At 50.8% G+C, this 13,685-nt stretch carries 15 protein-coding genes; 4 read left to right on the top strand and 11 right to left on the bottom strand.

The annotated features are described in order from the left end of the window. Window positions 1-317 precede the first annotated feature (317 nt). From ACLI1O_RS12205 to ACLI1O_RS12170, 8 genes are all read right to left on the bottom strand, one after another. On the bottom strand, window positions 318-584 hold the full coding sequence (locus ACLI1O_RS12205; RefSeq protein WP_284623479.1) for a hypothetical protein: 267 nt from the start codon (window positions 582-584) through the stop codon (window positions 318-320). Then, window positions 581-1,171 (bottom strand): ParA family protein, encoded by a 591-nt coding sequence (locus ACLI1O_RS12200; protein ID WP_257159630.1) that lies wholly within the window; start codon window positions 1,169-1,171, stop codon window positions 581-583. The genes ACLI1O_RS12205 and ACLI1O_RS12200 overlap by 4 nt, the downstream gene beginning before the upstream one ends. Before the next feature lie 365 nt (window positions 1,172-1,536). Next, on the bottom strand, window positions 1,537-2,058 hold the full coding sequence (locus ACLI1O_RS12195; RefSeq protein ID WP_284623480.1) for a hypothetical protein: 522 nt from the start codon (window positions 2,056-2,058) through the stop codon (window positions 1,537-1,539). A 60-nt stretch (window positions 2,059-2,118) separates the two neighbouring features. Further along, window positions 2,119-3,258, bottom strand: coding sequence for a hypothetical protein (locus ACLI1O_RS12190; RefSeq protein WP_411707083.1), 1,140 nt, complete (start codon window positions 3,256-3,258; stop codon window positions 2,119-2,121). Continuing rightward, entirely contained in the window at window positions 3,248-3,961 is a 714-nt protein-coding gene (locus ACLI1O_RS12185; RefSeq protein ID WP_411707090.1) for an ATP-binding cassette domain-containing protein, read from the bottom strand. Before ACLI1O_RS12185 ends, ACLI1O_RS12190 begins: the two co-directional genes overlap by 11 nt. 813 nt (window positions 3,962-4,774) lie before the next feature. Next, window positions 4,775-5,257 carry a YjdF family protein gene (locus ACLI1O_RS12180; protein ID WP_284623483.1) on the bottom strand — a complete coding sequence of 161 codons (483 nt, stop codon included), beginning with the start codon at window positions 5,255-5,257 and terminating at the stop codon, window positions 4,775-4,777. A gap of 686 nt (window positions 5,258-5,943) precedes the next feature. Continuing rightward, window positions 5,944-6,564: a recombinase family protein gene (locus ACLI1O_RS12175; RefSeq protein ID WP_284623468.1), complete on the bottom strand. Its 621-nt coding sequence runs from the start codon at window positions 6,562-6,564 to the stop codon at window positions 5,944-5,946. A gap of 251 nt (window positions 6,565-6,815) precedes the next feature. Next, window positions 6,816-7,253 (bottom strand): hypothetical protein, encoded by a 438-nt coding sequence (locus tag ACLI1O_RS12170; protein ID WP_411707089.1) that lies wholly within the window; start codon window positions 7,251-7,253, stop codon window positions 6,816-6,818. 749 nt (window positions 7,254-8,002) lie between these two features. Here ACLI1O_RS12170 and ACLI1O_RS12165 point away from each other — a divergent pair. The 3 genes from ACLI1O_RS12165 to ACLI1O_RS12155 all read left to right on the top strand — a co-directional run bounded on the left by ACLI1O_RS12165 (window position 8,003) and on the right by ACLI1O_RS12155 (window position 10,528). After that, window positions 8,003-8,209, top strand: coding sequence for a hypothetical protein (locus ACLI1O_RS12165; RefSeq protein ID WP_411707088.1), 207 nt, complete (start codon window positions 8,003-8,005; stop codon window positions 8,207-8,209). After that, window positions 8,196-9,284 carry an AAA family ATPase gene (locus ACLI1O_RS12160; RefSeq protein WP_411707087.1) on the top strand — a complete coding sequence of 363 codons (1,089 nt, stop codon included), beginning with the start codon at window positions 8,196-8,198 and terminating at the stop codon, window positions 9,282-9,284. The genes ACLI1O_RS12165 and ACLI1O_RS12160 overlap by 14 nt, the downstream gene beginning before the upstream one ends. Before the next feature lie 188 nt (window positions 9,285-9,472). Next, on the top strand, window positions 9,473-10,528 hold the full coding sequence (locus ACLI1O_RS12155) for a hypothetical protein (protein ID WP_411707086.1): 1,056 nt from the start codon (window positions 9,473-9,475) through the stop codon (window positions 10,526-10,528). A 725-nt stretch (window positions 10,529-11,253) separates the two neighbouring features. Here the strand turns inward: ACLI1O_RS12155 and ACLI1O_RS12150 are convergent. Both ACLI1O_RS12150 and ACLI1O_RS12145 read right to left on the bottom strand, forming a co-directional pair. Beyond that, complete coding sequence (locus tag ACLI1O_RS12150; protein WP_411707085.1) at window positions 11,254-11,544, bottom strand: hypothetical protein; 291 nt, start codon at window positions 11,542-11,544, stop codon at window positions 11,254-11,256. Beyond that, window positions 11,541-11,663 carry a hypothetical protein gene (locus ACLI1O_RS12145; RefSeq protein ID WP_411707084.1) on the bottom strand — a complete coding sequence of 41 codons (123 nt, stop codon included), beginning with the start codon at window positions 11,661-11,663 and terminating at the stop codon, window positions 11,541-11,543. The genes ACLI1O_RS12150 and ACLI1O_RS12145 overlap by 4 nt, the downstream gene beginning before the upstream one ends. A 56-nt stretch (window positions 11,664-11,719) precedes the next feature. Here ACLI1O_RS12145 and ACLI1O_RS12140 point away from each other — a divergent pair, with 56 nt between their 5' ends. After that, a complete protein-coding gene (locus ACLI1O_RS12140) occupies window positions 11,720-12,019 on the top strand; it encodes a hypothetical protein (RefSeq protein ID WP_284623477.1) in 300 nt (99 codons plus the stop codon). A 214-nt stretch (window positions 12,020-12,233) separates the two neighbouring features. Here the strand turns inward: ACLI1O_RS12140 and ACLI1O_RS12135 are convergent, their stop codons facing one another. Continuing rightward, entirely contained in the window at window positions 12,234-13,430 is a 1,197-nt protein-coding gene (locus tag ACLI1O_RS12135) for a replication initiation protein (RefSeq protein WP_411707091.1), read from the bottom strand. Window positions 13,431-13,685: the final 255 nt, after the last annotated feature.

Raw genomic sequence — 13,685 nt, 5'->3', positions numbered from 1 at the left:
GGCTGTGCTTTCTCCCAGGGGTGTTCTGGGTGATAAGCGAAAGTCACTGGGTTGCCGCCCGGTGGCTTTCTTCGTTTTTCACTGTCTCCCACCGACTCTAAATGACACCAGTGTCATTTAGTAGTCATGACACGCGAAGAATGCATCTTTACCTGCAGTTACGCATGTCTTGCCATGCGTAACTGCTTTTCGTCTACGCAGATCTACCTCCCCATTTTCTCGTGCTCTGATTTACCCTCACAGCAGTGGGATGGTTTATCTAGAACGGGTGGGTTTACAGAAATACAGGTGCTGTAAAGATGTATTTCTGTAAACCTTTATTTGTTGTTACGGACGTATTCTTCGAGGTAGTTGCTGACAATCTCGCGGATGGTCACGCCTTTTTGCGCGGCGATGATTTTGAGTTCTGCGTGAAGTTCGCGGTCAATTTCGACGGTCATCTTCTTGACGTAGTCGCGGCCGGTGGGTTGGTGGAATGCACCTCGTACTGTTTTCTTCTCCGCTGCCGGGGTCGGCTTTGTGGTTTTCTTTGACGAGGTTCGCGGGCCTTGCTGTGCCCTGGCGCGCTCTTTGCTGGTGCTCATTTCATCATCTCCATGAGTTCGTCTGCGATCTGTTCATAACCGTGCATGTCTGGGCCTGGGCAGTAGCCGAAGGCTAAGTGCATGTCCTCGCGTAGCGGGATTTCGGTTTTAAAGTGGGGCATTTGTTCTGCGTCGAGTGCTTCTCGTGCAGCATCAAGGGCGCTGGTTCCCTTCCTGGCGAACGTCAGCAGGACTGCATGTGGTGTTCCGCTGACTGCGTCGCGCAGTTCCCACACGCGGGAGAGGTCGGCGGCAGCAGAACGGGTTGGAAGAATGATGAAGTCGCTGACAGCGATTGCTGCTTCAATAGCGTTCTCGTCTCCTGGTGGGACATCAATGAACATGAACTCATCGTCTCCGACGAGTGCCGCTTGCCTATCAACGCGCTTAGGGATAGACAGTTCGACCTCAAACGGTAAAGGGTCGCCTCCGTCTTCCGCACGTTCAGACCATTCTAGAGCTGAGCCCTGTCGGTCTAAGTCTGTGACAGTCACGGTCTTTCCTCGGTGGGCGAAAACCGTGGCGAGAAACATCGTTGTAGTGGTCTTGCCAACGCCACCTTTGGCGTTAATGGCGGTAATGATCATGGCTTCTCCTAGGTGGATACGTCATTGCGCCTACCAGTTTACAGATTTCAGTAAATACTGCTTTACAGGTCTACAGTTGTACAGTTTACTGTAAACTCTAAACGCGCTGGCAGTTAAGTCTTTTAGTTCTCTTTATCGTCATGTTCTACAGACAGACCGGCGAGCATGATGCGGTAAAACTCGTTTTCAATACTTTATGCTCAATTAAAAACAAACGACCTTCTAGGCGGGCTAAATAGGGAAAGTACTTCAGACACAGCCAGCTGATTCGAGAAAGAAGTCCAAATTACTAGCTGGAAACGATATATCAACCAAACGGTAGTAGCCTGTCCCACACACAAAGAATTGACACGCTCTACTGTTAGCTAAAACGCAGAGCGCTTGAATTTACGCAAAGAAACAACACTCACGAAAAACGAAACCACGCTTAATAGTAATGGAATACGGCCTGGCGGAACCTCTAGAGCGAAAAGAAGGAGTTTCCAATTCGTATCAGACAATGATGGCCAAAGAGCAGTTTGTAAAACAAGCTGTGCTACAAGCGACAAAGCAAGTGTATCCACACTCACATATCTACCTATAAGAAGCGTCAAACCTGTAAGAACAGTAGATACATAAGCAAATCTAGTGCTTCCTATGCCACAAAGGGAAAATATCCAAGGAATAATCCATAAAGTCACGAGAACTATACCGTCAATAAGCAGCCAATTCCGTGAAACTTGAGCCTCTAACCTGGAAATCTGATTTCTGAAAAAAATCACTGGCAATGCAGCATAAGAAAACGAACATAAAGTGCCAACGTTTGCCCCAGCAGTATCATCGAGCCACGGGATATTTAGCAACCACCCCTCAGCAGAAGAAAGAACAAAGCCAATAAACAGCACCATAATTAAGACAGTAATTAGCCTATGCCCACGGCAGTACAAGAATGCGTATGATGTCATAAGCTAATTGCTAACTCTGCACACAGTCTGCTCGATACGTTGAACAACGTCTCCAACGTTGACTTGTCGATTAGGCTCCCAAGGAAGACCACTAAGCGTAATTCCCAAATCTTTCGCCGGAATTCCGCAGACTTTAGCGTCTGAACGAATCAGTTCTGCAGATCCAGCTTGATCCACAAACTCTCCAACTATCCCCTCTACCGTGGATTGGCCGCTTAAACTCAAATGCTCTTCCGAAAAATCTCCCCACATCACAGGACGTTCTGAAAAATCTCTCCACTCAGTAGGTGCTATTTTAGAGAAAGCATCCCTCGCTTGGATATTAAGTAATATATTTTCGCTAGGAATTTCAGGCCATGCGCATACATTAGAAGAGCAAACAACCTGACGAGAATCTCTTTGTGCAAGTCCAAACTCTGTGAGTTGCTGCGCCCAAGCAAAAGAACCGATAAGACAGAGAAGCCCTAAAAGGAAAGCTAACGTATACATTTTACTACGGTGCCTAAACAGTGCCGCAGCCGAGACTATGGTCAGCGTAGCTCCGATAATCCCTGCAATTGCTGTCCCAATTGCTTTCACATCTAGCGTTGCATCAAAAGAACAGCACGCTAAAAAATCACCAGTTATATGTCTTAAGGCTCCAGGAGAAGTGGCTGGAACTACCGCATACCACGTATATGCAAGCGCAGCTGATACAGACACTGATATCAGTGGTTTAAACGAAAAACCAAGTGCACTTCCGATTAACGTCCAACAGATGCCGACGATGGAGGAATAAGCCAGCATAACCCCAAAAACTGAAGAACCAAACAGTACAGAATCAGTACTTTGTGAAAGGCTTGCCAATACATAGCCAAGGGGAAAAAGCAGCGACCATGCAAACATTCGGTTCACATAAATACGAACTACAGATTTTCTCCCCATCTGCACTAGAGGACGAAAACGTGATGCTTCCCATGCCATTGCGGCAGAAACCGCAGGAGCAATTACGAAGAACACCAGTGTAGATTGAGCAGCATTCGACTCATAGTATGGCGTCTTTCCTAATTCCGAAATAGGAACTGCGCTAAGGATTATCCCAATAAGGCAAATCCATAATGATGGACGACGAAGCCAGTGTTTAACGCCGAAATTAGGAATCACTGTAGTTTCCTCTCCGTACAAGAGATCGTGAGAGAATATGCGCTGGGGTATTTCCCGACTCTGTAGCTAGCTGTACAAAATCTTGCCGTGAACCATCGAAATGTAGCTTCCCCTTATCAAGAACAAGGACACGCTCGAAAGGTCTCTGTAGTTCGCCGGCATCATGCGTTGAGACAACTAGGTTATGCCCTCTATCCACAATCCGTTGGTATACCTCAGTGACATGCTCTTTGTTGAGTGGATCAAGTGCCGCACTAGGTTCATCAAGCAGTAATGTTTCCGCCCCAGAGTTCAACGCAGTGGCAATCGCTAGCCTAGAGCGTTCTCCGCCGCTAAGACTTTCGCACCGTTGACTAGACACTCTTGACAAATCTACAAAATCTAGCCAATCTAAGCTTTCTTTCTTTGCAGTCTTTTTATCTCGTCCGAACAACCAAGCAACATAAGCGCAGTACTCACTAGAGGTGAAACCGGTAATAGGGGCAAATTTCTGCTCCACTATAGATATAGATCCTTTCCTCAGTACTGTTCCGTCCTTAGGAGAAGAATCTGATGCAAGAGCAGAAAAAAGCGTTGATTTCCCAGCACCATTAGCCCCGAGTAGAAGCGTGGGGCGTTCATCTATCACCAGCTGCGGTATATCCAGAATTGTCTTATTTGAACGCCGTACCCTTAGTGCATTAACCTGGATGGTCGCTACCATACAAATTTCATCCACTTGATGGTCAAGTGGTTCCACTTGAATGTATGGATATCAGCATGATAATTTCCTGCAGCCTGGCGCCCCCACCCGCCTCGGTCCCATCCCCCATAGCACCTATTGAACGAACGCGATCCTAGGTCGGGGTCCGGCCTCTTAGAAAGCTCTCGGCGCAGGGTCATCTCAACTTTTCCAGGAGATCCTGGTGTAGCATTTGAGCAGGTAGCTGCTGTAATCTCCGTGTTGTAACCATCAATGTTTCGATCGGTCCAGCCACGAGTCCTGTAGCTATCGCGAACCCCGTTAACACTGGTTTCAAAGTGTCCCTCCGCGTTCGCTGGAACAGCGGACATAGAAACCGCCAAGGCAGTAACTAGCCCTGCTGCAATTTTCTTCTTCACAGTACTTTTCCTTTCGAAAGTTAAGCACGCCAAAATCGGCCTCGTCTTTATGCGTCTGCCTCAAGCTCTAAGTGTTGGATGGCTTTTACCTATGCTTGAAACAGCTTTACCTTAACTTATCCGCTTATGGTATGCACAGCCCGCAGTAAAGATATTCTAATTAATCCCCCCCCCCCCAATTACCCCTTATCCCCAAGTTTTATCCACCTCTAAAGTGCATGTTCATATTCATACGCCACGAGGAAAACGCCAAGTTCAAACGGCATAAATTCTTTCGAGTTGACGCGTCCCTCACTAGGCTAGGGCCCCCTTTGTCCTTGCAGACATATAGCGGGGATCGTACGTGCGCATAAGTTGGCTCACGACTACACAGCTTTGCTCGAACTGTATGGCAACTTCGCTTTAACGCCTTCGACTACTTGCCTTTATGTTTGGCCTTCTTTTTAGCGGCACGGATCTGAAATTTCCGTTGTGCTTCTTCGCGCCGAGCGATCCGCGAAGCTTTCTTCTTGTTTGCGTTAGCTAATTCGAAATTTAACTTTGTTGCTTCTTGGGCTTTCGAGGACACCCCTGAGATCTTGCGTTGCTCCTTATTGACTTTCCGCTGCAGGCGTTTGGGATTTCCTCGCTGTGGCGCTTCAATAGCGCCAGGTATAGGCACGGAGCGATGAGCACGTTTGACTAGGGAAGAACCGTTGACGAGTAACCACTCATAGAGTTCGGCATTATTAGGTTCTGGACCGAAAACTACTCGGACGGCGCGGAGCTGGTTGTTGCTGGAAGTCTCGTAGACTCCGCACCAAAATTGACCATCGTGGAAAAGTGTGAATTGAGCAGGCAAAGTTGTCTCCAGGTACGCTAAAGCGGACCTGACGACGCCGGATTCCTTAGCTCTCATGAGAACAAGAGCTAAAGCGACGGATAGCACTGGTTAGTGCTATCGCTCAGACTTCCTACTGAGACTGTGCGTTTCGGGCATCAGGATCTTACGGGGGATAACGCTAACACACCCTAGGGACAGAGAACGCAGCCAACTGACGTCATGAAAAGTCATTTATGGCAGGAATGAATACCTAAGCAGGAGAAGAGACAGTGGGTGCCCAGTGTGGGAGTATTGCGAAACTGTAGCGCGCGCATTAGCCTAAAAGTGACAGCACAGTTCATCTTAGAATTGCGTCTGCACAATAAAAAGGGCCCCAACGAGCGGCTACTCGTTGAGACCCTCGGGCCTTAAAGACCCACGTGAAGCATCACTGCAATGAGCTTCACTGTTACGGTCGCAAGTGTTATGACCTTGATTGCCACATCGAGCCAGCTAAGCTTCGTGGCGTCAAGGTCTTTTCTTTTGCGACCGGGCGTATCCAATGAGTGTCTACCCATCGTCTACCTCCCTTACGTCGTAGGGTCGTTCCCTCGCCTAACAAGACGCACGGAAACAGCCCACGTACACGCGCGGACCAACCGCGCACCGACGAGGAAGCCACACACCCCCGATAAGGCCGGGGTGATTGTGAACCATCTCAAACACTAGCAACCCACCCCGACAACTCCTTGCCCTACCGGCATAGCAGGGTGCGTCAGACCTTACTGGTTGAGGTACTTATACAGCGTAGTGCGCCCAATGCCGAGGCGGCGAGCAACCTCCGCTTTCGGAATCCCCTCCCCCACCCACTCGCGCGCCTGCGCTACTTGTTCCTCGTCGAGGACTTTCGCACGCCCCTTATAAACACCGCGGGCTTTCGCCTTGGCAATACCTTCGGCCTGGCGCTCGCGGATAATCGAGCGCTCGAACTCCGCCACAGACCCGAGTAGGCCAAGCATGAGCTTGGCTACCGGACTGGAATCTAACGAATAGGTCTGTCCTTCTTTGAGGAACTTCACGGATACTCCACGTTCGGTGAGTTCATCAACCAGTCGGTAGAGGTCGATAAGCGAGCGGGCAAGCCTGTCCATGCTCACCACAATGAGTTGATCCCCCGCACGCAGATAATTCAACGCCCCATCTAAGCCGGGGCGCTGGGTAGACGAACCACTGACGGTATCGGTGAAGATGCGGAAGACTTTTTCCTTCTTCAGCGCCGCCAACTGCCGGTCGAGATTCTGGTCTTTAGAACTAACACGCGCGTAACCAATTTTCTGCCCCGCAACAGCCTCTGGCTGTTCGGAAATATCTAGAGGTAGTGACGGTTCTGTTTCATTACTCATGAACCCACCCTAGCGAACAGGGAGAAGTTGTACTTCAGAAACGTTCACTTAGGGTGTACTCTATCGGGGCAATTTGAGTTAGATGAGCTTTGTGTCCCCGCCCGTCCACATAGAGCGCCTGGCCATCTCTCAGTAGAAGCAGGTTCCATTCTTTGCCGTAATCTTCCACCGTTTCGCTGATAGTACTGATGGAATATGGGCCAGTTGTTCCTTAGATTGAGAATTCTGGAGCGTAACCATGTTGGAAGGAATTAATAGGCATGCAGGCCAACGATCTCGGGGGAGATATCTCCGCGAAGGATTCCTTCAATGTCAATCTGATCCATCGCTTTTGCTAGTTCCTTACCGTCATTTGATCGTTGTTGGTCGGGGTGACTTTTTAGTCGTTTACCTGCTTTTATGCATGCCAAAACGTATAGTGCGGTTCCTAGTCCTTTTCTTTGAATGCGGCTGTCGTCTCCATTTCCGTTTGTGACGTTTATGCTGAGCCTGGGGCCCGGGCCGCGTGTATCTCCTTTTTCACCCCAGGCGATATAAGCCCACTCAAGTTTTTTCCCTATCTTTGGCTCAGTGCAAGCGGATATTTCCTGTTCTCCGAAAACGGATGGGGAGGAGTATTGAAAATAGACATCTTCTTCACCTTCTCGCCGGAGGGTGTAGCTAAGAATTTCTCTTACTGGGGAAGTCATGTCTCAAGTATGCCCAAACTTCAATTGGGTATGTGGCGGAAAAACAAATCAGGATCGCCAGCGTGTACCCAACTTATAGGAGAAGGATTGGACTGAGGGGCTTTATTCCCGAGCCAGTGGCTGAGGCGTTGTAGGGATGGTTTTCCCCTTGGGGAAATAGAGAAGTCCAACATAATATCCGTTATCGGACAGTACTTATACATCTCGCAAAGGGTGGCTGTGTAGGGGGCTTCTCTAGTCATCGCGAGATAAAGTGCGTCGGCGGTGTTCCTAAGGGACCCTTTTCTAACTTCACCCCCATTTTGGGGAGTGTATTGGTACCCCCGGTTTAAAAGACCACTTTTCGTGAGCCTACGGAGAAACTACTGGTCAGACCACACCTAAAAGGCGCTCTGAGCTGGGAAAATACGCCTTGACGTACGCCTATGCATACAAAAAACCTATTTGTCAAGTCATGGGGTTGCGTGTGGGGTGAGCTGATGCGTAGCCTCAGCCAGGTAAGAAAAAATCCTTTCGGGCGTGCTTGCCGGCTGACCCGAAAGGATTGGACACACCCTTTTACACGTAGAAAGGATACGAGCATAATGTCCGATCTCATTGTTCCACCCTATCTGACGCCTGTCTACCAGGCGCTCGAGAGCGTCCGCGTACGCGCCGTACCAGACCACCCCGAGGAGCGGGATGGCATGCCAAAGACAAGCCCCTCCTTTCCTGGCTGCAGGGCCTGGAAAGTGCAGGTCACACTCGTTATGAGTGAGACGGAGGGCGCAGATGGATCCGTAGAGCGAGAAGTGAAGCGTCAGCCGATCACCATCTGGACTCCGGAGCGACCGAATATCTCTGTAGGGGACCAGGTTCGCGTTACTGGGCTCATGGCCGGGGCTATCGACAGCACGACTTTCCTGCAGGCCACAGGTATAGAACGCGTGGAGGAGACCGCGCATGAGCTCCTCTAGTAGTGAAGACCTCTTAGCACCTCTGAACGAGGCTGTAGAGAGGCTCCAGGAAAAGGTGATGGAGGGGCTTCCTTGGGCCATCGCAATCGCTATGACAGCCATCGTCTTGTGGGTAGCGGTGCCTTGGCTGGCATCTCTGTGGTGGTATAGAAAAAATCCTCTAGCTGGGAAAATACAGCGACGGCGACATCGTCTAAGCGAGCTCTTCGGACTTACCATCAAAAACGTTCGCCGTGATGGACGTATTCGCATCTCCCCTGGTGAAACAGGCAGATGGCAACGAGAGGGGCTCGCTGAGGAACTCGGAGCTGAGCTTGACACTCCAGTTCGCATAAAAACGCAAGGGGGATACGTCTGGGTACGAGGAGTACAGCGAATCGGAGACATCGTAGAGGGTTGCCCCTCCTACGTCCCTAAGGAAGGCAAGGTTATTATTGGGGTAAGCGTCGAGGATGGGTCTCCTGACGGATTTTCTCTGCGCGAGATATCCGGAATAGTTGTCGGTGCACGTCCAGGAGAGGGTAAAACGGTACTGCTGCAGCAGCTTCAAGATGCTCTTAAAGGGCATGCTGATGTCGTAACAATTGACGGGAAAACCACCCCTCTGTGCGAATCTGCCGAAGTCATTAGAGCGACTCAAAAAGAGATGACGAGACGCTTTGCGCGCAATATTGATTTTTGGAAAGACTCTCAAGGATTCCCACTACGTGTCCTTGTCTTAGACGAATGCCAGCAGATCTTTGATGCGTCATCGGAAAACAAGGCCGATAAGAATGATGCTAAAGAACGGGTGCGAATAGTACGCGATCTAGTACAGCGCGGACGATCGGCAGGAGTAATCACCGTTCTCGCGACCCAGCGGATGAGCGCAGACGTGATTCCGACGGCCGTCCGTGACCTGGCGACGGTACGCATCTGCGGTCGAGTCACCGGTGACGACGCAAAACTGGTGATGGGCAGGCTTCCGGATCCAGGAGAGCCCGACCCGTCCCGATTGAAACCGCGGCGGATCGTCGTCGATGACGGAGATGGCGTGTGGCGCGAGATGCACGTCTTCGAACGCCACAACGGATGACGATTGCCTTCCTGTGCCCCGGGCTCGTAGGGAGCGCACGTCGAACGCTGCAGCAAGCGAAGACGACGCGGCTGGCCACAGGCCAGGCCGCCAAAGGACGAGTGCCGCGGAAGCGGAAGACGTAAGCGACCGAAAGCGAAAGGGGCACAGGCAGCCCATAAGTCACCCGCATAGGCGGTCAAAGTTAAATGCTCCACGCAAACTGTACGTTCTCTGCGTGGCAAGGCGGCGAATGCCGCCGCGGCAGCAATAAAGGTGCCGGTGTAGTGTTACCCGGCACCTCTGTAGCATGTATCAACCCAGCTCAGAAAGGGTATTCAGGTGAAGCAATGCGTAGCAAACGTTGTAGCAAGACTACGCAGTCCCGGTCATGGATGGCCACAGTATCGGCAGAGAAAATGCATCGAGAGGAGATAGAGGAAGCTCTTGAGCCGTACTCCTATATAGGTCAGCTAGAGGAGGGGTCTGAGGATGGATACCGCCACTGGCAGCTACTCATTGACGGCAACACCTCGCCGATCAGGTTTTCCACGCTTAAAAATAAACTGCCCACGGCACATCTAGAACCCCGCCGCGGTCCAATACAACAAGCCATCGAATACGTCACCAAAGAAACAACTCGTGTAGCCGAAGAGCCAAGGCTAGAACACGGCACGATTCAACACAGTGACGAAAGAGGAAGACGTAAAGATGTCGAGATAGTTCGCGAAGCGGTCCTTGAAAAAGGCCTTTCCGTGGACGAAATATTTCTTCAAGTTCCGGAAGCTGCTCGTATGACTTCGTTCGTTGAAAAGCTCGTTGCTGCTCGAGAGCGAGCACAGAACTCAGCGCCCCGAGAAATTGAGGTGCTGTGGCTGTATGGTCCGCCTGGCACCGGGAAAACATCACTAGCGGTGGATATAGGTGGCGATGATTTCTATCGAGTCACTGACTATTTCCATCCGTTTGATTCTTATGCAGGGGAAAAGACTCTTATTCTCGACGAATTCGATGGCTCGATGCCATTAAGCCTTGTACTAAATATCCTCGATGTGTGGCCTATGAGTCTTCCGGCTCGCTACGCGAACAAGGCTGCTGCGTACACGCACGTTGTGATGGTTTCTAATGAATCTCCGTGGGGCTACTATTTATGGGAGCCAGCATCGCGGCGACAAGCGCTTGCCCGGCGGATTGACACAATCATCCATATAGATTCCTATGGCGCTCACGATGAAACTCGTTTACGGGACAAATTCTTTGACTAACAAAACAACCTCATAGGGAGGGACTTCAGGCGGGTAGATTTTAGGACATGAAACTATATTCATTCATATCCATATGAAGAACTATCCAACAATAATGTGACATTCTCCTGCAGTCCCTACAGTTCCGTGGGCATCGATTTGAATGCGTTCCGAGTCTCCGTTGTAAATACTTGCACCAGTTTGCACGCTGGTAGTGGTGCTAGATAGTTCAAAACTATCTTCCTTTAGAACTTCTTTCCCGCTTATGTACTTGATAGTTAAGGCGTCACCGGGTTGCCCTTTATACAAGATATGCGGTGTATTCTTTCTTTATCCATGGTTATGATTTGTGGATCACATTGACCGTCAGCAGAAACTTTTCCAAGGATAGGTGAGCTTGGCGAGCGGGAATGAATATTTTCTAAGGAGCTGCTGCTTTCACGTATGCCTCCCAATTCGTTATGTCTCACCGGAGTTGGGCCGGTAGTGAAGGGGTCATAGGTAATATCCGACAATCTGAGGAGCGCAAAGAATACGAGCTATACGGCCCATCGACTTACGGCAGAACGAAAGGCTCGGGCGTCCCGTATCTATCGAAATCAGGGACTAATTGCCTGGTGAGATTCCTTAGTGAGCACCCTGCCCCCCGGGGGGGGCTAGTAGCGCGGCAAATTTTACGAACGTAAACAGGAACCTTCAGAGCCGCGTAAAAAGAATCTGAAGGTTCTAACGGGTTGAACTCGTTTCTAGCCAAACAATTTTTGACCAAACCGACGGCCGCGTTCAATACGGGTTTCCCACAGATTTCTATCTACCGGCTTATCGTTACTGGTTTGTGCTGGAACCTGCGAGTCTTTCTCAAGAAGTTGTTCGACCAAAGAATCAAATACTTCAGTAAAGCCAAGCGACCCATTGAGAGAGAAGGTTTTAGTTTCCTGAGCGCGAAATGGACCCTCGATAGAGGCCCTATGCCCTACCGAATAGGTCGTTCCGTTGAGGATTACGTCATCCCCGCTTTTCCGAGCTGTAATCTTCATTCCGGAAAACTCAAGAAAATTAATGGATCGACAGAAGCCTCTTCTACAAGGACGAATTTTTCCGCCTCGTTCAAACCAATTTCTTTCAATTTAGATATGAATTCTTCTGCATCGGCCATGCTTTTATCCTAATTAAAAAGAACTTGGAAAGCAGCATAACTAGGAGAGGCGGGAAATGGCGGACATTGTTCATGAAGCCCAGGACACGCACCTGTGCGCCCTATTTATCAAGGGCCACGGCGAAGATAGAGACTACGAGTACGCGCTAGACGCCACCAACAATGCAGCTAAACACCTGCAGGCAATACTGGCGGAGCTGCCTGCCTCTTCCCTGCTGCTCCCCGACGCCAGAATACTCACTAAGTTCGTGTGCACGGCACAACGGAATCTTCCTCAACAGCGTCCCGCATATAACCCGGAGAAACTTCTAGACTTAGCCACCAGTCTCAAAGAAAAGCGAGAAGATACTCAATAAAGGAAACTCCCCTAGTACTTCTCATCATGAGAAGCGCTGGGGGAGTAACCACCTGCGAGCGCAGGAAATAAATATTCTCCGTGACGATACTGAACGCCAGAAAGCTCCTGCCGGTATCAAAACCAAGAAACTAGGAGAGGTTTCTTCACGTGAGGTTTTATCTAACTGCCTAGCGGCAGGGGAACCGTATATTGCTTACGGTGTGAGCCCCTTTTTACTCCGCAGGAACCATTCCTTGCTCACGCAGCACAGCAAGGTGTCGAGTGACCGTCGCACGAGACAGCCCCGTCTCCTCCATTATTTGCTTACGCGTCAACACAGTCCCTGTTTGTACATAGGAGTCACCGATTAAGGCTTGTATACGAGCGCGCGTAGTTTGACCTTCCACTCGCTTCTTACGATGTGTCTTTTCGAGCTTCGACCTCTGTGCTTGCGCATATTTACCGTCAGGGTCTGTTTTCCAGCGCTGTGCTGCTTTCTGGCCACCCCTGCGGCCCATGGTGGCTAGTGCTTTGCGTTCGCTGCTGGTAGCTTTACCTGGCGCGCTAGAGCCGCTGTAGGCCCCACTCTTGGACTGGGTGACGTAGCCACGCACGCGACGTGCCATGGTTTGGCGGTCGCGCATGGGCGGCATCTCACTGTCACGGCCAGCCCCGCCGTGTGTCTGAGCGACGTTATAGGCGTGCTCGTAAGCATCGATAATCGCCGCATCAGTCAGACGCTGGCCTTGTTGACGCAGACGGTGACCGGCCTTGAGCGCATGCCTAAAGGCGGTTTCGTCACGTGCCGCTTTACCTAAGGTAATCCACAGCACGCGCACCCCGTCGATAAGCTCCGGATCGTATTGGTCAAGACCATCGGCGATTTCCGCATCTACGTCCTGAGCAAGAGCTTTAAATGCTTGGGCTTCCTCGCGGCGAGACTTCACCGCGTTGATAAGTTCCCGGCCAGAGGAAAATTGTTGGCGCGGGGTGGGGTTGAACTGGTCGTGTCCTGCCATGTCCCTTACCTGCTTTACCAAGTCTCCAAGACGCATCACCCTGTTGTGCTGCCTGTACCAACGATAGGCCGTAGGCGATTTACCTGTGTAGAACGGGTTGCGGCTAAAGCGGTGGGAAAAGTGCGGGTCGTGGTCTAAAAGCTCGCCTAGTACGCGTGTGGTTGCTGCTAGTAGCTTCATCTGTGCTGATTTACCGCCACGGTCAGCGTAGACAGGGTCAATAAGCCAGATGAACTGGGCTTTCCCATTAGTCGGGTTGATTCCTACCCACGCTGGGCCGACGTTGTGCAAGATAAGTGAGCGCACCACGTCGCGGACATAGGGGTTTAAGTCTGCAGGATCACCGCCGGCTGTTCCTATCTGGTCAATGTCAACGACCAGGACGGCAGCGTACTGCTTGCTGGTAAGCATGACGTACTCGCACCGTCCTAGAGCTTCGGTGTCGAAGCGATACATGCGCGGCGAGTTCGTACCATCAGCATTGCGCATATAAGACTTGGAAAAATCCCGTCCAACAGACCCGTGGAGTACCTCGCGGCCTAAATGTGCGCGGAGCAAATCGCGGTCGCTGGCGGATGCTGGGGTGTTATCCAGCCCGCCACGGTCCGGTTCAACACGGGTGGGTGTTTTAGTGTGCGCGTTTTGCGCGTAAGCCTGTAGACTCAT

Source organism: Corynebacterium sp. LaCa78 (genome assembly GCF_046717505.1).
Lineage (GTDB): Bacteria > Actinomycetota > Actinomycetes > Mycobacteriales > Mycobacteriaceae > Corynebacterium.
The sequence above is the reverse complement of the archived record's forward strand: the minus strand, read 5'-3'. Positions and strand labels throughout refer to the sequence as shown.